Raw genomic sequence first — 18,580 nt, 5'->3', positions numbered from 1 at the left:
GCCGCGGCCGGCGCGCCGGCGCTCGGGCCATGGCGCACGAGGTGTTGCACGGATGGTACGGCGAGGAGAGCCCTTTTCGCGCGCGGTGGCCGGGAGGGGCGCGCCGCGCCGGCCCCGAGGCCGCCCGCACGGCGACCCTTTCCAGCCTGTCCTCTCCGCGGCGCTGGCGCGCGCGTCGCGCCGGCCCGCTCGGTCCTGCCCTGGTCGGGCTCACCCGCCGGCGGTCGTCGTGGGCGACGCGGGCGCGCGCCACGCCGCAGCGACCTCCTCGGCGATGGCGCGCACGGTCAGGGGCGCCGAGCCCTCGGCCTTGTTGTTCACGAGCGTGAAGCTCTCGATGCGCAGCGCCGCGGCCTCGCAGAGGATCCGCGCGACCTCCGCGCGCATCTCGGGATCCGGCTCGACCACCCGGTTGAACGGGTGGAACCGGCGCTTCTCCGCCTCGTAGCGGCGGCCGGGCTTGAGCGAGAGCCGGACGACCGCGAACGGAGCGTTCGAGACGGGCACCACCTCGGCCTGGGCCCCGGGAGACGGCATGTTGCGCCAGTAGCTGTAGGCGTGCGCGACGCCGCGCGCGCCGAGGATCTCCCGGTACTCGCCGGTGAAATAGGCGCGCTCCCTGAGCTCGACCGCGCAGGAGAGCTCGCGCGGCAGCGCGCCGAGAAACGCGTCGAGCCGCTCGAAGAACGCGCGCGGCGGGAGCCGGTGGGGCGGGCCGATTGGGGGCAGCTCGAGCAGCACCGGCCCCGCGTGCGCCCGGAACACCGTGAGCAGCGGCGCGGCGACGCGCGAGAGGAAGAGCGGCACCGAGAGGAAATCCGGGTTCGGCTCGAGGCGAGCGGGGCCAGCGCTGCGCCCCTCGTCCTCGTTCGGCGGGGTCTGCGATCGCTCCAGCGTCTGGGACACGACGGCGTGCAGCGCCTTCGATACGCAGCGGAAGCCGTCCGGCAGCTGCGCTCCGTAACGGCGGAAGTCGCTGTCGGGGACGGGGGCGTAGAAGCTGCGGTCGATTCCGACCGTCGTGAGCAGCGGGTGCCGGGCGTACTCGGCGAGGCCATCGCGCGCGAGCTCCTCCGTGCTCTGCCGCGCGGCGTAGACGAGGCCCTGCCAGCCGGGGAAGCTCCACGAGCTCGTGCCGAGGTGGAGCCCCGGCGGCAGCCGCGCCGCCAGGCGAGCGGCGTCGTCGTAGACCGCCGCCATCGCGTCGCGCTCGCGCGCTGCCTCGGCAGCGGCGGGCTCCGGCGCTGGACCGAACAGCGAGAGCTGCGATGGGTTGGGGCCACGGCGCCCGGGGGAGCGGCTCACCCGGTCGAGTCTACTGCTTCCGGCGCGCTCGGCGACACCGGCCACGCGGGCGAGGACGACCGCCCCGCAGGCCATGCGCTTCCGAGGGGAGCATCCGGCCCGCCGTGGGGTACAAGCACGTGACGTGCTGCGCCGCTTCGCCCTCGTCGTGCGCGTCCTGGTCTCGACGGCCGGGAAGGACGCCTTCGCGCGCGCCATGCCGCTGTACATGGGCATGGGCCTCGTCGCGGCGGTCGTGTTCGGCGGCAACGGGATGCACCCCTCGCAGCTCACGGGCATCGCGGGTGAGTCGCCCCTGTTCCGGGTCGCGCTGTGGGGGGCGTGGTTGCTCGTCGGGACGCCGGCGGCGCGCGCGCTGCTCCGCGCTCCGGCGACGTTCTTTCTCCGCGCGCTTCCGGTCCCGCGCCGCGAGCTGCTCTCGGCTCACGCGCTGCTCCTCGCCGTCGCGGAGCTCCCGTGGGTGGCGCTCTGGGCGGTCGGCGCCGGCGCGCTCGCCGGCTGCGCCGCCGGCGCCGCGGCGCTCGCGGCGCGCTGCATGCTCCTCGCCCGTCCGCGCGGCGCGCGCGAGCTCTCGGCCCTCGCGCTGCTCGCGGGCGCCATCGCGCTCGGGGCCCCGGCGTCGGTGCTGCTCGCGTGCGCCGCGCCCGCGCTGGCCGTCGGGCTGCGCGCGGCCGTCGCCCGCGCGCCAGAGATCCCCGCCGGCCGCGAGCGCTCGATGATCCCGTCGGCGGCGCCCGCGCTCGTCGCGCTCGCGCTCGCCTACCTGGCGGCGCTCGTCCGTGGCCACCGCGCGGTGCTCGTGCGAGGCCTCGCGCTCGCGGCGATCGGCGCGCTCGCCGCGGCGGCCTGGGCCCGGAACAGCGGGCGGTTCGGCGGCGGGCCGCTCACCGCGGCGTCGCTCGTCGCGCTCGCGCCGGTCGCGCTCTGCGCGGGCGCTGGCCTCTCCGGTCCCGTCCTGCGCGAGGAGCGGCGGCTCGCGTGGCTCCTCGACGCGTGCGGCGCGGCGGCCGGGCTCCGCGCGGGCGCCGTCATCGCGGCGGTGGCCGCGCCGCCCGTCGCGCTCGCGCTCGGGCACGGCGCGGTGGTCGGCGCGCTCACCGGCGCGGCCACCTCGGTGACGTTGCGCCTTGTCGGTGGCGCCGGGCTCGCGGGGCTGCTCCTCGCCGCGATCGCGCTCGGCTGCGTCCGGTGGTCGGTGCGGCAGGACGGCCGCGACAGCAGCCGGGTGCTGCTCTCGGTGCTCGCGGCGATCGCGGCGTCGATCGCGGCCGCGTGGACGCTGGGCGATCTCGCGCTCGCGGCCTTCGCTCCGGTGGCCGCGCTGCTCGCGGGGCCCGCCGGGGCGCGCTGGCTCTCGCCGGGTCGCGGGCGCGGCGCGGCGGCAGGCGAGGGGAGGGCGCCGTGACGCTGGAGGCGACGGGGATCCACAAGCGGCTCTCGGGCAGGGACGTGCTCTCGGGCGTCGACCTCCGCTGCGGACCTTCGGAGGTGGCGGTCGTGATGGGCGAAAACGGCGCCGGCAAATCGACCTTGCTGCGGGTCGTCGTCGGGTTGCTGGAGCCCGATCGCGGCGCCGTGACGCTCTCGGGGGAGGCCGTCCACGGCGCCGCGGCCTCGGCGCGGCGCCGGCTCGGCTACGCGCCCGACGCGACCGAGCCGCTGCCCGATCTCCAAGTCGCGGAGCTCTGCGCCCTCGTGCGCGCGCTCAAGCAGGCGCCGCCGCTCGACGGCGCGTGGCGCGCGTGGATCGAGCGGCTCGGCGCGGCCGCCTTCTACCGACAGCGGCTCTCCGGGCTGTCGTTCGGTCAGCGCAAGCGCGCGCTCCTTCTCGCGGCGCTGGTGGGCGATCCTTGGCTGCTCGTGATCGACGAGCCGACGAACGGGCTGGACGCCGAGGGGGCGCGCACGGTGCTGGAGCTCATCGAGCAGCGCCGCGCGGAGGGGAAGGCGACGCTCCTCACGACGAACGACGCGGCCTTCGCGGCGGCGATCGGGGGGCACGTGCGCCGGCTGAACGGAGGGCGGCTCGGCGCGGAGTAGGCGGCGCCTCGGCCCGTGAGGCGCCGCGCCTCCGGACGCCGCCTACCGGCCGGGCTGCCCCTCCTCGCGGCCCGCAGGGTGCGGCAGCAGCCGCAGCACCCGCGTCTCGCGCTGCTCGCGGCCTTCGAGGTCGAGCGACGTGGGGACGAGGTACCGCGCGAGCTCCTCGACCGCCTCCGAGGGGCAATAGGCGCGCCCGGGATCGCCGACGATCACCGCGGTGGCGCGCGCGGCCTCTCGGCGCAGCCACGGGAGCACGCGGTCGACCATCGCGCGCTCGTAGCAGACGTCGCCCGCCACGATGACGTCCCACGCGGGCGTCGCGGCGCTCGCCGTGAGATCCTCGGTGATCACGTCGACGGTGACGCCGTTCAGCGCCGCGTTCAGCCGGAGCGCCGCCGCGGCGAACGGATCGATGTCGGCGGCGCTCACGCGCGCCGCGCCGGCGAGCGCCGCGGCGATCGCGACGACGCCGCCGCCGGAGGCGAGGTCGAGGACGCGCTTGCCCGAGACCGCCGCGGGACGATCGAGGAGGTACCGCGCGAGCGCCTGCCCGCCTGCCCACGCGAACGCCCAGTACGGCGGCGGCACGCCCGCGCGCGCGAGCGCCGCCTCGGTCGCGTGCCAGAGCGGCGTGACCTCGGTCGCCAGGTGGAGCTTGACCTCGGGGACGAACGGCGGGCAGGCGACGGCCGTCTCGTGCGCGACGAACGCCGCGGCGCGCTCGGCGGCGGAGGCGGCCTCCCCGCCGGCGTCGGGCTGCGGCGCGGGCGCGAGCCCCCTCGTCACGGCCATCGCTACCGCTTCGCGACGCGCGCTTCCGCGGCGCGCAGCGTCGTCTCGAGCAGCGAGGCGATCGTCATGGGGCCGACGCCGCCGGGCACCGGCGTGATCCAGGCGGCCCGCTCCCTGACGGCGTCGAAATCGACGTCGCCCACCAGCTTGCCCGCGTCGTCGCGGTTCATGCCGACGTCGATCACCGTGGCCCCTTCCTTGATCCAGTCGCCGCCGATGAGCTTCGCCTTGCCCGCTGCCACCACGAGGACGTCGGCCTCGCGGCAGAGCGCCTTCAGATCGCGCGTGCGCGTGTGGGCGATCGCGACCGTCGCGTGCCGCGCGAGCAGCAGCTGCGCCATCGGCCTGCCGACGAGGTTGCTCCGCCCCACCACCACCGCGCGGGCGCCGGCGAGCTCGACGCCCGCCTCGGCGAGCAGGCGCATGCAGCCGACCGGCGTGCACGGCGCGATGCCGCCCGGGCGGCCCATCGCGAGCAGCCCTGCGTTCACCGGGTGGAGGCCGTCGACGTCCTTCGCGGGATCGATGGCGTCGAGCACGGCGTGCGCGCGGATGCGCGCCGGCAGCGGCAGCTGGACGAGGATCCCGTCGACGGTGTCGTCCGCGTCGAGCTCCGCGACGCACGCGAGCAGCTCGGCCTCGGTCGTCGCGGCCGGGAGCGCGCGGAGCCGTCCTCGAATGCCGACCTCGTTCGACATCCGCTCCTTGCTCCGCGTGTGCGTCACGCTGGCCGGGTCCTCACCGACGAGCACCACCTCGAGGCCGGGGGGCCGACCGTGGGCGGCCACGAAGCGCGCCACCCCCTCCCGCACCTCGTCGCGGACCTTCTGCGCGATCGCCTTGCCGTCCAGGATCTTCGCCGCCATGGCCGCGGAGCTTAGTCCAGCCGCGGCCGTCGCGGGGGGCTGCCCGCAAGCGGCCCGCGGAGCGATCGGAGGATGGCCGGCACACCGCCTCACGCCACGCGATCTTCCGGTTGACCCGTACGTCCAGCGTCTCTAGCCATGATCTGTGGACGCGCTGCACACCGATCTCTACCAGCTGACCATGGCGGCGGGCTATTTCCACCGCGGCATGGCCTCGCGCGTCGCGACGTGCGAGCTCTTCGTGCGGCGGCTGCCCCGGCGCCGGCGCTTCCTCGTCGCGATGGGCCTCGAGCGGGTCGTGCGCTACCTTGAGGAGCTCCGCTTCACCGAGGAGCAGATCGCCTACCTGAGCGCGCTGCCCGCCCTCGCGGACGCGATGACGCCGGCGTTCTGCGGCTACCTGCGGGACTTCCGCTTCCACGGCGACGTCTGGGCCATCCCCGAGGGGACCGCGTTCTTCGCGAACGAGCCGGTCCTGCGCGTCACCGCGCCGCTCATCGAGGCGCAGCTCATCGAGACGTTCGCCCTGTCCGCCATCAACCACGCCACCGCGATCGCGTCGAAGGCCGCGCGCGTCGTCCTGGCCGCCGGCGACGCGGGGGTCATCGAGTTCGGCACCCGCAGGGCGCACCCGGAGGCGGCGATCGACGCTGCGCGGGCCGCGTACGCGGTCGGCTGCGTCGGTACCTCCAACCTCGAGGCCGGGATGCGCTTCGGCATCCCGGTGCTCGGGACGGCCGCGCACATGTGGACCATGGCCCACCCGACGGAGCAGGCCGCGTTCGAGGCCTACGTCGCCGTCTTCCCGAGCGCGGCGATCCTGCTCGTCGACACCTACGACACGCTCGTCGGCGCGGCGCGCGCCGCGGCGATCGCGCGCGACAAGCTGAAGGGGGTCCGGCTCGACTCCGGCGACCTCGCCGCGCTCAGCGTGGCCGTGCGCAGGATCCTCGACGACGCAGGCTGCGCGTCGGCGAAGATCGTCGCCTCGGGCGATCTGAACGAGCACCGCATCGCCGAGCTCCGGCGCGCCGGGGCGCCCATCGACCTCTACGGCGTCGGGACGGACCTCGTGACGTCGATCGACGCCCCGGCGCTGGGCGGCGTCTACAAGCTCGTGGAGATCGGCGACGTCGAGCGGGGCGCGGGCGGGGAGCGCACGCCCATCGCGAAGTTCTCGGAAGGGAAGGCGACCCTGCCCGGCGCGCACCAGGTGCACCGCTTCCGCGATCGATCGGGGAAGCTCGCCCGCGACGTGATCGCGCTCGAGGGCGAGCCGATGAGCCCCGACGCCGAGCCGCTGCTCGCGCCCGTGATGGCGCGCGGCGCCCGGGTCGCGCCGCCCGAGGGGCTCGACGCCGTCCGGCTGCGCGCGCGCGCGCAGCTCGCCGGGCTCCCGGACGCGCTCCTCTCCATCGACGACGAGCCCGAGCAGGGCGCGCCCTTCGCGGCCGACGTGTCGCCGCGGCTCGGCGCGCTCGTGGAGACGGTGCGCGCCCGCGTCGTCTCCGGCGCAGGACAGCGGTAGCGAGCGAGACCCCTGGCGTGCGCGGCCGCGAGAGGCCGCGCGCCCCCCACGACAGGAGACGACGACATGGCGAGCAGCAAATGGCCCCGACAACCATCGCCCCCGAGGGTGTTCGTCGACGTCGACGTCCAGCGGGACTTCTGTGAGGAGACCGGCGCGCTGTACGTGAAGGGCTCGCCGAACGCGCTGTTTCGGCGGCTCACCGAGCACGCCGTCACGCACGGGATCCCCATCGTCGGCTCGGTCGACTCGCACGCGTGGGACGCGTGGGAGTTCGCGTCGAACGACACGCCGGCCCCCGAGGGCGGCAAGCCGGGCTTCCCCGACCACTGCGTGAAGGGGACGCCGGGCTGGCTGAAGGTCGAGGGGACGCTGCCGCCGCGCTTCCGCTTCCTCCCCAACGTGGAGCGCGCGCCCATCGACGCGGCGGTGCGCGAGCTCGCGACGGGCAAGAGCCACGCCGTCTACTTCGAGAAGGAGGTCTACAGCCTCTTCGCGAACCCGCTCGCCGAGGCGTTCCTGCGCGAGCTCGCCGCGGCGCTCGGCGGCGCGCCGGAGCTCGTGGTCTACGGCGTGGCGACCGACTACTGCGTCCGCGCCGCCGCCCTCGGCCTCGCCCAGCGCGGCTACAGCACGGCGCTCCTGACCGACGCCGTCGCCGGCATCACCGAGGCCGGGGTCGCCGCCGCGCTCGCCGAGATGCAGGCCGCCGGCGTCACGCTCACGACGTCGTCAGCGCTTCTTTTCTAGGGAGCATCCAGCGGATCGCGCGGCGAGCCCGGGCGGGCTCCCGCCGCGATCGCGTCAGCGGCCTTCCGGCGAGCCGGTCGTGTCCGGGATGCTCGGCTCGCCCTGGGCGCGCAGCGACCCGCAGAGGTCCACGAGCGGCTGCGGCTTGTCGAAGTGCCACCCCTGCGCGTAGTGGATGCCCATCGACGTGAGCAGATCGGCGATCTCCTGGTTCTCCACCTGCTCGGCGACGGTCTTGATGCCGAGCGTGTCGCCGATGCGGTGCACCGACTCCACGATCGCGCGGTGGAGCGAGTTGTCCTTCAGATCGCGCACGAACATGCCGTCGATCTTGACGTAGTCGACCGGCAGGCTCTCCAGGTAGCCGTACGACGCGTGCCCGCTGCCGAAGTCGTCGATCGCGAACCGGCACCCCATGGCGCCGAGCTCCTGCATGAACCACAGCACCTCGCCGAGGTTGGCGAGCGCCGCCGTCTCCGTGATCTCGAAGCAGATCTTGCTCGGCGGCACCTGCGCCCGGTGCAGCTGCTCGACGAGGAAGTCGAGCAGGCCCTCGCGCAGCAGCGAGACGCCCGACAGGTTGATCGAGCACGTGTCGAGGCGCCTCAGCGCGTGCTGCGGCAGCGCGCCGATGAGCCGGAACGCCTGGCGCGCGACGTAGCGATCGATCACGTGGATCAGCCCGCTCTGCTCCGCCGCCTGGATGATGCCGACCGGCGAGTAGAACCGGCCGTCCTCGCCGAGCTGCCGCACGAGGACCTCGAAGTGCGCGCCGCGGGGCGTGTGCGCCGCGCCCGGCTTGATGAGCGGGTGGATGCCCTGCGAGTAGAGCCGGAGCCGCCCCTCGGCGAGGTGGCGCTGCAGGCTCGCGACCCACTGCATCGAGCGCCGGCTCGTCGTCATCTGCTGGTCGTCGAGGTAGACCTGCAGCCTCCCGCGCCCGTTCTCCTTCGCGATGCGGCACGCGTGATCGGCGGCGCCGAGCACGTCGACGGCCCGCTCGAAGTGCGGGGTCAGCACGACGAGCCCGATGCTCGCGCCGATCGAGAACGTCTTCTCCGCCCACCCGAACCGGAACTCGAGCAGGCAGATCTGCAGGTCGCGCGCGATCCGCTCCGCTTCTCGCTCGTTCTTGTCCGCGAGCAAGAGGACGAACTCGTCGCCGCCGATCCGCCCGGCCGCGTCCTTCGGGCCGACGATCTCGTGCACGCGCGTCGCGACCCACTGGAGCAGATCGTCGCCCGCCTCGTGCCCGCACGTGGCGTTCACGAGCCGGAAGCGATCCAGGTCGATGTAGCAGAGCGCGTACGGCGTGTTGTTCGCCCTGCAGTCGTTCAGCGCCTCCTCGATGCGATCGATGATCGCGTACCGATCGAGGAGCCGCGTCAGCGCGTCGTAGCGGGGCTTGGCCGGGTGGATCGGCAAGGGCCCCGGCGCGCCGAGCTCGCGGAAGAGGATGAGCTGCCCGGGGGCGGGCGGCGGCCTCGAGTCGCGCTGGCTCTCGCGCGTGGGCCGCCCCGTGAGCGTGCCGATCGTGTGGACGACGGGGATGACCGAGCCGTCGCGGCGCTCGAGCAGCGCGGTGTACCGCGCGGACGTCGGTCTGCTCACCGCGGCTGCCTCGGGCGCGAGCGGCGCGCCCGGCGTGCGCAGCGCGCCCTCGTCGATGATCACCGGCGCGAGCGGCGCCACCGGCTCGCGCCGCGGCGTGAGCGCGGGCGGCGCGGCGGCCTTCGCCGGCGCGCCCTCGTCGAACAGCTCGGTCATCTCTCCGACGTCGATGTCCGGATCTCCGCTCGTCGTCCCCGCCGCCGGGATCAGCCGGAGCACGCGATCGAGCAGCGCGCCGCGCGCCTCGACGATCGACCAGCCGGTCAGCCGCTCCGCTGCCCCGTTGACGCGCACCACGCGCTGCTCGGCGTCGACTTCGATCACGCCGACGTCGAGCTCGGACAGCCACGACGCGAGCTGCTTGTCCGGCAAGCCGCGGTGCGCGTCCGAGCGATCGAACGCGGCGTGCAGGCTCGACTCCGGCCGGTCATCGATCTTTGCCACCACCCCGTTATGGTAGTTGCATTCCCGGAGAAGCGGACTTCTTAAGCGCCGACGGCGAGGAAACTCGACGGTCGCAGACCCCCCTTCGAGGTAGGCTCGGGTCGTGATGGTCACGAGGCGAGCAGGCGCTCCGGGCAGACGTGGGCGCCGGCGCAGGTCGCACCTTCTTCCGGCGCCGGCCCCGCTCGACCGCAGGGACGACAGGGGTAGATTTGACGCGATGCGTTGTGGTGCTGGGTCGAGATCAGGCAGCGGAGAGGCGTGTCGGTCGCTCCAGGGAGGGGGCTGAGGCGGCCATGGGGATCGTCCTGTTCGGGCTCACCGGCGGCCTGGGATCCGGCAAGAGCACGGTGGCGGCTCATTTTCGCGCGCGGGGGCTTCCGGTCATCGACGCCGACGCGCTCGCCCGCGAGGTGGTGGCGAAGGGAACCGAGGGGCTCGACGAGGTGGTGCGCGCCCTGGGCCCGGAGGTGGTCTCGCCGGACGGCTCGCTCGATCGCGCGCGCGTCGCCGCGGTGGTGTTCGCGGATCCGGACAAGCGCCGCCAGCTGAACGCGATCGTGCACCCGCGCATCACGGCGCTCACGCTGGAGCGCGCCGCCGAGCTGGAGGCGCAGGGCGAGCCGCTGGCCTGCTACGAGGCGGCGCTCCTCGTCGAGAACGGGGTCGCCGATGCGTTCCGCCCGCTCGTCGTGGTCGCTGTGCCCGAGGCGGTCCAGATCGCCCGCGCGATGGCGCGGGACGGGGCGACCGAACACCACGTGCGCGCCCGGCTCGCCGCGCAGCTCCCGCTCGCCAGCAAGGTCGCGGTGGCCGACTACGTCATCGAGAACTCCGGCGATCGCGCCGCGACCGAGCGGCAAGCCGACGAGGTGCTCGCCGCGATCCGGGCGAAGCTCGGCGTCGGTCCCAGCGCCGCGCGGAAGGGAGCGGGCCAGGATCCCTGACGCGGCCTCCGCTGGACCACTGACTTGATGCGCAGTGCCCGGCGTGGAAACCTCGCGACCGGCCGATGACGTCGTTCAAGTCGAAGCTCGCGCGGCTCGGACCGCTCCCGGCGGAGCGGCGCGGCCCAGCGCCGCTCGCGCTCGCGCAGTCGTCGCTCGATCGCGGTCCCGCCGTGGACGGCGCCGGCCCCTCCGAAGCTCCTCCCGCACCGGCGGCCGCGGCGCCGGCTCCGACCGCCGCGGCGCCGGCCGCGGTGGCGCCGGCCGCGGCGTCCGCGTCGCCCTCGACGGGCGTCGCTCGACCGTCGCTCGACGATCTGCGCGAGCGCATCTCCCGCATCGTCGCCCGGGGCGCGCCGCCGACCCCCAGGGCCGATCCCGCGCGCGGCGAGCTCCCCTTCCATGTCGAGCAGACGCCCGGGGGGCCGCTCTATGCGAGCCGCACCCGCTCGCTCGCGGCGGCCCGCGTCGGCCGCGCGCCGCTCGTCGCCGCGCGCGACGCCGACCCGGCCATGCTCGCGCTCCTCTCGCTCGATCCGGCGCTCGCCGGCTGCGACGTGCGGCGGGCGCTGTTCCTCGATACGGAGACCACGGGCCTCGCGGGCGGCACGGGCACCGTGCCGTTCCTGATCGGCCTCGCCTGGTTCGACCCCGGGGCGGACAGCGCGGGGCCGCTCGGCGAGCCTTCGTCCGACGGCTTCGTCATGGAGCAGCTCCTCCTGCGCCGCCTCGGCGAGGAGGAGCCCATCCTGCGCCGCCTCGCCGAGCGCCTCGCCGCCGCCTCGATGATCGTCACGTACAACGGCAAGGCGTTCGACATGCCGCTCCTGCGCGCGCGCTACGTGATGAACCGCCTGCCGCCGCCGCCCGAGCTGCCGCACCTCGATCTCGTCCACGTCGCGCGCCGCATCCACAAGGCCCGCCTGAAGAGCCGCACCCTCATCGCCCTCGAGCACGACGTGCTCGGCCGGGTGCGCGTCGGGGACGTGCCCGGCGGCGAGATCGTCGCGTGCTACGCCCACTTCCTGCGCACGGGCGACGAGGAGGCGCTGCTCGGCGTCGTCGAGCACAACGCCGCCGACGTCCTGGCGATGGTCGCGCTGGTCGGCCTCTACGGCGAGCCGCTCGGCAGCCTCGCCGCCGGCGATCTCGCCGGGGCGGCCGCGACGCTGCGGCGGGCGGGCGCGCTCGAGCGCGCGGCCGAGCTCGCGGACGCGGCCGTCGAGCGCGGCGGCGGCGCGGTCGCGCGGCGGGCGCGCGGCGACATCGCGAAGGCGCGCGGGGACAAGGCGCGGGCGCTCGCGGACTACGAGGCCCTCGCGGCCGAGATCGACGATCCCTCGGTGCGCCTCGAGCTCGCGAAGCTCTACGAGCACCACGTGCGCTCCTTCGCCCGCGCCCTCGAGCTGGCCGACCAGGGCACCGCGGAGCCCGAGCCCGCGCAGGCCCGCCGCCGGGCCCGCCTGCAGCGCAAGGTCGATCGCAGCGCCGCGGCGCTCGCGCTGCCGTTCGGGCAAGCCGCTGGCGCGGGCGCGGTCGACGGCGCTCCTGCGCGCCCGTGCGCCGAGCCATCCGAGCCAGCGGCGCCGCGGCGCGAGGGGGACGCGAGGGGGAGGGAGGAGTGAGCGGGCATGCACTGCGTCCACCACGTCCTCGCGCCCCCGCGTCATCGTTCGGGCGCCCAGGCGAGCCGATCGAGAAATCCATCGGTCTGGCTTCTCGCCAGCGCGTGCGTGGGCTAGGGTGGGGGCGATGATCACCGTCGGCTGCGCCGGTTTTCCCGTCCCAGCGACGCGCTATTTCCGCGAGTTCATGTTCGTGGAGGTGCAGGAGACCCATGTGTCCCTCCCGGGACCTGGAACGATCCGGCGCTGGCGGCGCGAAGCTCCAGGCGGCTTTCGCTTCGCCCTGCTCGGTCCGCGCGAGATCGGGCAGGAGGGGTTTCGGGACGGCAAGGTCATCGAGACGGCGCTCAAGAGCATCGAGGCGGTCGCGGATGAGCTCGAGGCGAAGCTCGCCGTCTTCGTCGGCCCCCCGGAGTTCACGCCGACGCGCGCGAACAAGGCCATCCTGCGCGACTTCCTCGTCAACGTGAAGAAGCGCTTCGAGCGCGTCGTCTTCGAGCCTCCGCCGGGGTGGGATCCGGACGAGTGCGACGAGCTCACCCAGGAGGTCGGCGCGCTCGCCGCGCGCGATCCGCTGAACGCGGGGCTCTCGCGGCTGAAGGTGGCTTACTACCGCCTGCACGGTCCCGCGGGGCACAAGTCGCGCTACGAGGATCCGGCGATCGAGCGGCTCGCGGAGATCGCGCGCGGCGCGAAGCACGACGACGCGACGTACGTGTTCACGAACGTCGACATGTTCGCCGACGCGAAGCGCTTCAAAAAGGCGATGAAGCTGTAGGGTTGCGCGTCCGCGAGCAAGGGACGCTCGTCAGCAGGTCCACGCGCGAACCAGCATCTCTGCCATGCCCCCGAGCCGTTGGATGGCTGGAGGGTGTGCACTCGCGTGTGGGCGTACCGCATGCACCGCCGGTCTTGTTTCTTGAGCGGCCCTTGCACTGCTCCGGTCGCCGTGCCGGCAAATTCCCTGACGATCCTGCTCAGGGGCGCCCGCCCGCTCGGGTGCTGGCCCGAGCCGCGCGTCCGGCGGGTCTGCTACGCTGCGGAGCATGAGTCTGCCGGCCGAAGAGATCCTCGACGAGGCGATGAAGCTCCCCGAGAGCGAGCGGCGCGTCCTGGCGCTGCGGCTGCTGGAGAGCGTGGGCGACGAGGCACCGGAAGAGGTCGAGCGCGCATGGGCCGAGGAGGCCCGGGAGCGCCTCGACGACATCCGGGCGGGGCGCTCCAAGCCCGTGCCCTGGGAAGAGGCCCACGGTCGCATCTTCACGCGAGGTTGAGGTGCCCCGCCGTCCGGTCGTGCTCGCGACCGAAGCAGAGCGCGAGGCCCGTGAGGCGTTCCTCTGGTACGCGGCGCGCGACCCGAGGGTCGCCGATCGCTTCGAGGCGCAGGTGCTCACGGTCTTCAGCCGCATCGCCGAAGCACCTGAGCAAGGCCTCGAGATCGAGCCCGGCATCCGGCGCATGTTGCTCCACCGATTTCCTTACGGGCTGCTGTACGCCGTCGAGCCCGATCGCCTCATCGTGCTCGCAGTCATGCACCTCCGTCGCCGCCCCGGGAACTGGCGAGGTCGTGGCGCGTGAGCTCGTGCGAGGGCCGCGATGCAGGACGTCCCGGCGCCGCGCCGATCAGCCCTTGCCCCGCCCGAGCCGCCAGCGCTTCGGTCGCGTGACCAGCGCCATGGCGGCGCTCGCGGCCGCGGCGACGTACCACGGGATGTCCTTCACGGTCCCGTAGACGGTCTGCGCGCGCATGAACCGGGCCTCGCCGAGGAGCGATTGCTCCTTGAACGTGTCGCTCTGCGTGACGACCCGCCCGACCGGGTCGACGATCGCGGAGACGCCGCTGTTCGTCGCGCGCACGAGGTAGCGGCGGTGCTCGATCGAGCGCATCTTCGCGAGCGCGAGGTGGATCCACGGCTCCGTCGAGTCGCCGAACCAGGCGTCGTTCGTGAGGTTGACGAGGAGGTCGGGGTCGCCCTGGGCGACCAGCTTGTTCACGAAGTGCGGCAGGATGTCCTCGTAGCAGATCATCGTCGCGAGCCTGTGGCCGTCCCACTCGAGCGGAGCGAGCGACGTGCCGGGGCTGAAGCGGCCCGAGTTCGGCGACAGCTTGTAGAGGTACGGGACCATCTCGCCGAACGGGAGGTACTCGCCGAACGCGAGCAGGTACTGCTTGTCGTATCGACCGAGGATCTCGCCGTCCTTGCCGGCCATGAGCGCGGTGTTGAAGCTCACGCCGCGCTCGTTCCGGTCGGCCGGCAGCCGGTGGATGACCGTGCCGACCACCGTGGGGACGCCGAGGCGGCCCGTGAGCGACCGCTGGACCTCGCGCTGGTAGGCCGATTCGCGGAACGCTTGCGGCACGCCCGCCTCGCTCCACACGACGAGCTCCGCGCCCTGCTGCGCGAGCTCCCGGGTCCGGCTCACGTGGATCTTGTGGGCGTTCCGCCGGTCGAAGAGCGCGAGGTTCGGCTGGACGATCCCGATCTTGATCGGCTCGGCCGCGGCGGCGGCCGCGTCCACGGCGCGGATCCGGAGGACGCCATACACGGCGGCGAGGGCGGGGGCGGCGATCCCCACCGCGACGACCGCGCGGTTCAGCGGGCGACCGCGTCGCGGCGGGCCGGCGTCGCGGCCGGCTTCGCCCGGCGCGGGGCTCGCGCGATCCAGCCGGTGCGTCACGAGCTCGGCGATCGCGAGGTTCGCGGTGACCAGCACCAGGCCGACGAGGTAGGGGCCGCCGAGATCCGCGACCTGGCCCATCACCGGCGCGTTGTGGACCGATGCGCCGTAGTACCAGGGGAAGAGGAGCGGAAAGACGAGCTCGCTCGTCACGAACGCGAGCGCGAAGGCCACCGAGCCTGGCCATCCGCGCGCCTCGGCCCGCCCGTGGAGCCACCCGCACAGGGCGATCCTCCCGGCCTGGTAGCCGCAGAGGATGGCCATGAAGAGCGCGCAGAGGATCGTGGGGAATCCGCTGAACACGCGCAGCATCTCGAGCAGCCAGTAGAAGCCGGTCATCGTCATGACGAAGCCGGCGATCCAGCCGAGCAGCGCCGCGCGCCTGGGCGTCTGTCCGCGCAGCGCGACGATCAGCGGGACGAGGCCGAAGAACGAGATCGGCCAGAGATCCATCCCAGGAAACCCGAGAAAGTAGAAGAGCCCGCTGAGGGCCGCGAGCGCACAGGCGAGGCGCGCGGGCAGCGCGCCCGCTGCTCTTCCCGCGCTCGCCGTGGGGTCGCCCGCGCTGCGCGGCGCGTCCGGCAGCGGGAGGCTGGCGGTCTCTCCACCCCCGGCGCCTGCGACGGCAGCCTCGCTCTCTTGCTGGTGCGCGGTCGTCATCGGGAGCGCCCGAGGAAGGGAAGGCAGCGCGCCGTCGTGACGGCGGCGCGGTGGAACCTGGAAGGGCCGAGCATGGCGGCCCCCGTATTGAAGGGACGCTGTCGCTCCGTCAACCCGCTCGGCGCGAGCCAGGCAACCCGCTCGGCGCGAGCCAGGCAACCCGCTCGGCGCGAGCCAGGCAACCCGCTCGGCGCGAGCCAGGCAACCCGCTCGGCGCGAGCCAGGCAACCCGCTCGGCGCGAGCCAGGCAACCCGCTCGGCGCGAGCCAGGCAACCCGCTCGGCGCGAGCCAGGCAACCCGCTCGGCGCGAGCCAGGCAACCCGCACCGCAAACGAGCGCTCCGAGCGGACGACCCCGGCGCTGGGCACGCCCGCGCAGCCTGGCCAGGCAGTGGAAGTTCGCGCAGAACGTGCCTGATCCCCCACGATCGCGACTACTATGCGCACGCAGAGCCCATGTCGAAGATCCTTCACATCGAGGACGATCCCGCGAACCGCCTGCTCGTCCGCAAGCTGCTCCAGAACGCGGGCTACGAGGTCCTAGAGGCCGCCGACGGGCTCGAAGGGGTACGTCTCGCCTGTACGCAGCACCCCGACCTCGTCCTCGTCGACCTGAACATCCCGGGCCTCGATGGGTTCGAGGTCACCCTGCGCCTGCGCGGCGAGGCGTCGCTCGCCGGCGTCCCCATCGTGGCGATCACCGCGGAGGGCGACCGGGATACGAGCCTCGCCGTCGGCTGCGACGGCTTCCTCCAGAAGCCGATCGACGCGCGCTCCTTCCCGTCGATCATCGCCCGCTACCTCAGCGGCGCGCGCGAGGAGCTCCCCGCGTCCCAGGGGCCGCTCCGGCTGCGCGAGCAGAGCCAGCGCATCGTCGCCCACCTGGAGCAGAAGGTGGCCGAGCTCTCGCGCGCCAACGCCCGGCTCCGCGAGCTCGACGCCGCGCGCACCGAGTTCTACCGCAACATCTCCCACGAGCTGGCGACCCCGATGACCCCGATCGTCGGGTACGTGAAGCTGCTCGCCGACGAGGAGCTCGGCCCGCTCAACAAGGCGCAGAAGAAGGCGCTGCTCGCGATGGAGGACTGCGTCCGCAGGCTCCGCTCGCTCATCGACAACCTCCTCGACGTCACCGGCATCGAGACGGGCCGGATGCGCTTCATGCACTCCGAGTACGATTTCCTCGACACCACGCGGCGCGCCCTCGCCCAGGTCGCCGACCGCTTCGCCGAGGGGAAGGTCCAGCTCGTCGAGGATCTGCCGCGCGGCCCGCTCCCCGCGTGGGGCGACGCAGGCCGCCTGCAGCGGGCGATGATCCAGCTGTTCGAGAACGCGGCGAAGTTCACGCCGGCCGGCGGCACCGCGGGCGTGCGGGTCACCGTGCTCCAGTCCGGGCACTACGAGCTCTGCGTCGCCGACAGCGGGCCCGGGGTCAAGGCGGACCGCCAGTCGCGCATCTTCGAGCCGTTCTACCAGGTCGACGGCTCGGCCACGCGCGCCTACGGCGGCGTCGGCGTCGGGCTCGCGATCGCGCGGCGCACCGCCCGGGGGCTCGGCGGCGACGTGCGCGTCGCGTCTCCCAGCAACGAGATCATCGAGGGGGAGACGCTGACCGGGGCCGCGTTCTACCTGACGGTCGCCCGGCGTGCGCCCTTCCAGGACGATGGCAGCTCCCCCGGGCGGCTCGGCCCGCCCTCGTCGCCTCCCACCGATCCCTCGTCGTCCATCTGATGCACCCGGCCGCTCGCGCCATCTACCTCGACTGGAACGCCACGACGCCGCCGCACCCCGAGGTCCTGGCGGCGATGCAGTCAGCGGCCGAGGTGGCCTGGGCCAACCCCGCGAGCGTCCACGGACCCGGGCGTCGGGCGCGCGCGTTCATCGAGCAGGCGCGGGAGGCGGTCGCCCGGCTGACGGGCTTCGACGCGCGCGACGTGATCCTCACCTCGGGCGGCACCGAGGCCAACAACCTCGCGCTCTGCCACGCGTTCGACGAGCGATCCGGGGCGCTCGTCGTCTCGCGGATCGAGCACCCGTCGGTGACCCGCGCCGCCGAGGCGCTCGCCGGCCGCGGCGTGCACGTCGCGTGGATCGAGCCCGAGCCGTCCGGCCGCGTCGCGCCGGAGGCGATCGCGGCCGCCGTGGATCGAGCGGCGGCCGTCGCGCCCGTGCGGCTCGTGAGCCTCCAGGCGGTGAACCACGAGACGGGGGTCGTCCAGCCGATCGCCGAGGCGGCTGCGATCGTCCACGCCCGCGGGGCGCGCCTCCATGTGGACGCCGTCCAGGCGGTGGGACGCCTCCCGCCGGAGGCGTGGGCCGGGGCGGATCTCGCGTCGATCGCGGCCCACAAGATCCGCGGGCCGAAGGGGATCGGCGCCCTCGCGGTCCGGCCTGGCATCCGGCTCCGGCCCGTCCTGCTCGGAGGCGCCCAGGAGCGCGGGCTGCGGCCCGGGACGCAGGACCCGCTCGCCGCGGCCGGCTTCGCCGTGGCCGCCCGGCGCGCGATCGGCGGTCCTGCCCGCTACGCAGCGCTCGCCCCGCTCCGCGATCGCCTCGAGGCCGAGCTCGTCGAGATCGGGCGCGCGGCCGGCGCCGCGCCGATCCGCAACGGGGACGGCGATCGCGCCCCCCACATCACGAACCTCTCCTGGCCCGGCTGGCGCGGCGACGAGCTCTGCGCCGCGCTCGACCTGGAGGGGGTCGCCGTGTCGAGCGGATCGGCCTGCAGCGCCGGGACCGCCGAGCCTTCCCCGGTCCTCACGGCGATGCTCGGGCCAGAGCGCGCGGCGTCGGCCGTGCGCTTCTCGATCGGCGAGGACACGGCCGAGGCCGACCTCGTCGAGGCCGCGCGCCGCGTGGCCCGCGTGCTCTCCCGCCTGCGATCGCTTCGAGCCGGAAGCTGAGCCGATCCCGTCGCTTACCGGGAACCCGTCGATTCTTGAACCATCCCTCGAGCCATTCCGGATAAGCGCGCAGAGAAGGATGAGTCCACAGGGGTATCTCTTCGTAGCGATTGAGCTTTTTGAGGGGGCTGTGGATTCTTTCGGTCGATCCATTGAATGGATCGATTCGGTCGTCTCGCTGTGAGCCTGTTCAGCGTTCGACGAGGTGCTCGACTTCGCTTCAGGTTTTGCTTGTATCCATTCGAATTTATTGTCAATTTTCTTGATGTAGGGAGTCGACCTGCGGCGCTGCCCGGCGACCTCGCGGCGCGCGATCACGCCGGCTCCGGACGCATCGATCGAGGGCCGTCCAGGCCAGCTCTCGGATGAGCTCGCGCTCGACGTGCGGCGGTGCTGCCAGGCCACGTCGCGGCGCGCGAGCGTGCTC

The 18,580-nt window shown here is 74.0% G+C and carries 16 protein-coding genes; 11 read left to right on the top strand and 5 right to left on the bottom strand.

Annotated elements, in window-relative coordinates:
- Positions 1–210: 210 nt before the first annotated feature.
- A complete protein-coding gene (locus WMF34_RS19205; RefSeq protein ID WP_437994141.1) occupies positions 211–1,305 on the bottom strand; it encodes a DUF72 domain-containing protein in 1,095 nt (364 codons plus the stop codon).
- Between the two features lie 124 nt (positions 1,306–1,429).
- Here WMF34_RS19205 and WMF34_RS19200 point away from each other — a divergent pair, with 124 nt between their 5' ends.
- Together WMF34_RS19200 and WMF34_RS19195 are read left to right on the top strand one after the other, a co-directional pair.
- Positions 1,430–2,710: a hypothetical protein gene (locus tag WMF34_RS19200; protein WP_437994140.1), complete on the top strand. Its 1,281-nt coding sequence runs from the start codon at positions 1,430–1,432 to the stop codon at positions 2,708–2,710.
- Positions 2,707–3,345, top strand: coding sequence for an ATP-binding cassette domain-containing protein (locus tag WMF34_RS19195; protein ID WP_012236345.1), 639 nt, complete (start codon positions 2,707–2,709; stop codon positions 3,343–3,345). Before WMF34_RS19200 ends, WMF34_RS19195 begins: the two co-directional genes overlap by 4 nt.
- A gap of 42 nt (positions 3,346–3,387) precedes the next feature.
- On the opposite strand, the gene WMF34_RS19190 is transcribed toward WMF34_RS19195, so the two are convergent.
- A complete protein-coding gene (locus tag WMF34_RS19190) occupies positions 3,388–4,140 on the bottom strand; it encodes a class I SAM-dependent methyltransferase (protein WP_437994139.1) in 753 nt (250 codons plus the stop codon).
- A gap of 2 nt (positions 4,141–4,142) precedes the next feature.
- Positions 4,143–5,006 (bottom strand): bifunctional methylenetetrahydrofolate dehydrogenase/methenyltetrahydrofolate cyclohydrolase FolD, encoded by an 864-nt coding sequence (gene folD, locus WMF34_RS19185; RefSeq protein WP_012236343.1) that lies wholly within the window; start codon positions 5,004–5,006, stop codon positions 4,143–4,145.
- A 145-nt stretch (positions 5,007–5,151) separates the two neighbouring features.
- Here folD and WMF34_RS19180 point away from each other — a divergent pair, with 145 nt between their 5' ends.
- Together WMF34_RS19180 and WMF34_RS19175 are read left to right on the top strand one after the other, a co-directional pair.
- Positions 5,152–6,534: a nicotinate phosphoribosyltransferase gene (locus tag WMF34_RS19180; protein ID WP_437994138.1), complete on the top strand. Its 1,383-nt coding sequence runs from the start codon at positions 5,152–5,154 to the stop codon at positions 6,532–6,534.
- Positions 6,535–6,600: 66 nt separating this feature from the next.
- On the top strand, positions 6,601–7,284 hold the full coding sequence (locus tag WMF34_RS19175; RefSeq protein WP_437994137.1) for a cysteine hydrolase family protein: 684 nt from the start codon (positions 6,601–6,603) through the stop codon (positions 7,282–7,284).
- Between the two features lie 54 nt (positions 7,285–7,338).
- Here the strand turns inward: WMF34_RS19175 and WMF34_RS19170 are convergent, their stop codons facing one another.
- Positions 7,339–9,339, bottom strand: a complete 2,001-nt coding sequence (locus tag WMF34_RS19170; RefSeq protein WP_437994136.1) for a putative bifunctional diguanylate cyclase/phosphodiesterase — start codon at positions 9,337–9,339, stop codon at positions 7,339–7,341.
- A 296-nt stretch (positions 9,340–9,635) separates the two neighbouring features.
- Here WMF34_RS19170 and coaE point away from each other — a divergent pair, with 296 nt between their 5' ends.
- From coaE to WMF34_RS19145, 5 genes are all read left to right on the top strand, one after another.
- Positions 9,636–10,286 carry a dephospho-CoA kinase gene (gene coaE, locus WMF34_RS19165; protein ID WP_012236339.1) on the top strand — a complete coding sequence of 217 codons (651 nt, stop codon included), beginning with the start codon at positions 9,636–9,638 and terminating at the stop codon, positions 10,284–10,286.
- Positions 10,287–10,351: 65 nt separating this feature from the next.
- Entirely contained in the window at positions 10,352–11,911 is a 1,560-nt protein-coding gene (locus WMF34_RS19160; RefSeq protein ID WP_437994135.1) for a ribonuclease H-like domain-containing protein, read from the top strand.
- A 127-nt stretch (positions 11,912–12,038) separates the two neighbouring features.
- Entirely contained in the window at positions 12,039–12,689 is a 651-nt protein-coding gene (locus WMF34_RS19155; protein WP_012236337.1) for a DUF72 domain-containing protein, read from the top strand.
- Positions 12,690–12,957: 268 nt separating this feature from the next.
- Positions 12,958–13,185 carry an addiction module protein gene (locus WMF34_RS19150; RefSeq protein WP_012236336.1) on the top strand — a complete coding sequence of 76 codons (228 nt, stop codon included), beginning with the start codon at positions 12,958–12,960 and terminating at the stop codon, positions 13,183–13,185.
- Between the two features lies 1 nt (position 13,186).
- The gene (locus WMF34_RS19145) at positions 13,187–13,489 is read left to right on the top strand and encodes a type II toxin-antitoxin system RelE/ParE family toxin (protein ID WP_437994134.1); all 303 of its coding nucleotides are present in this window, start codon (positions 13,187–13,189) and stop codon (positions 13,487–13,489) included.
- Between the two features lie 45 nt (positions 13,490–13,534).
- On the opposite strand, the gene lnt is transcribed toward WMF34_RS19145, so the two are convergent.
- On the bottom strand, positions 13,535–15,250 hold the full coding sequence (gene lnt / locus WMF34_RS19140; RefSeq protein ID WP_437994133.1) for an apolipoprotein N-acyltransferase: 1,716 nt from the start codon (positions 15,248–15,250) through the stop codon (positions 13,535–13,537).
- 456 nt (positions 15,251–15,706) lie between these two features.
- On the opposite strand from lnt, the gene WMF34_RS19135 reads away from it, so the two are divergent.
- On the top strand, positions 15,707–16,981 hold the full coding sequence (locus tag WMF34_RS19135) for a hybrid sensor histidine kinase/response regulator (RefSeq protein WP_044965245.1): 1,275 nt from the start codon (positions 15,707–15,709) through the stop codon (positions 16,979–16,981).
- Entirely contained in the window at positions 16,981–18,153 is a 1,173-nt protein-coding gene (locus WMF34_RS19130) for a cysteine desulfurase family protein (protein ID WP_437994132.1), read from the top strand. Before WMF34_RS19135 ends, WMF34_RS19130 begins: the two co-directional genes overlap by 1 nt.
- Positions 18,154–18,580: the final 427 nt, after the last annotated feature.

Source organism: Sorangium sp. So ce145, assembly GCF_051525985.1.
Taxonomy (GTDB): Bacteria; Myxococcota_A; Polyangia; order Polyangiales; family Polyangiaceae; genus Sorangium; species Sorangium cellulosum_B.
Note: the sequence above shows the minus strand (reverse complement) of the source record. Positions and strands in the feature narration are given on the sequence as shown.

Excerpts from the sequence above, each read along its gene's own strand:
- lnt (WP_437994133.1), bottom strand. The coding sequence starts at position 15,250 with ATGACGACCGCGCACCAGCAAGAGAGCGAGGCTGCCGTCGCAGGCGCC.
- folD (WP_012236343.1), bottom strand. The coding sequence starts at position 5,006 with ATGGCGGCGAAGATCCTGGACGGCAAGGCGATCGCGCAGAAGGTCCGC.
- coaE (WP_012236339.1), top strand. The coding sequence starts at position 9,636 with ATGGGGATCGTCCTGTTCGGGCTCACCGGCGGCCTGGGATCCGGCAAG.
- WMF34_RS19160 (WP_437994135.1), top strand. The coding sequence starts at position 10,352 with ATGACGTCGTTCAAGTCGAAGCTCGCGCGGCTCGGACCGCTCCCGGCG.
- WMF34_RS19190 (WP_437994139.1), bottom strand. The coding sequence starts at position 4,140 with ATGGCCGTGACGAGGGGGCTCGCGCCCGCGCCGCAGCCCGACGCCGGC.
- WMF34_RS19175 (WP_437994137.1), top strand. The coding sequence starts at position 6,601 with ATGGCGAGCAGCAAATGGCCCCGACAACCATCGCCCCCGAGGGTGTTC.
- WMF34_RS19150 (WP_012236336.1), top strand. The coding sequence starts at position 12,958 with ATGAGTCTGCCGGCCGAAGAGATCCTCGACGAGGCGATGAAGCTCCCC.
- WMF34_RS19130 (WP_437994132.1), top strand. The coding sequence starts at position 16,981 with ATGCACCCGGCCGCTCGCGCCATCTACCTCGACTGGAACGCCACGACG.
- WMF34_RS19155 (WP_012236337.1), top strand. The coding sequence starts at position 12,039 with ATGATCACCGTCGGCTGCGCCGGTTTTCCCGTCCCAGCGACGCGCTAT.
- WMF34_RS19135 (WP_044965245.1), top strand. The coding sequence starts at position 15,707 with ATGTCGAAGATCCTTCACATCGAGGACGATCCCGCGAACCGCCTGCTC.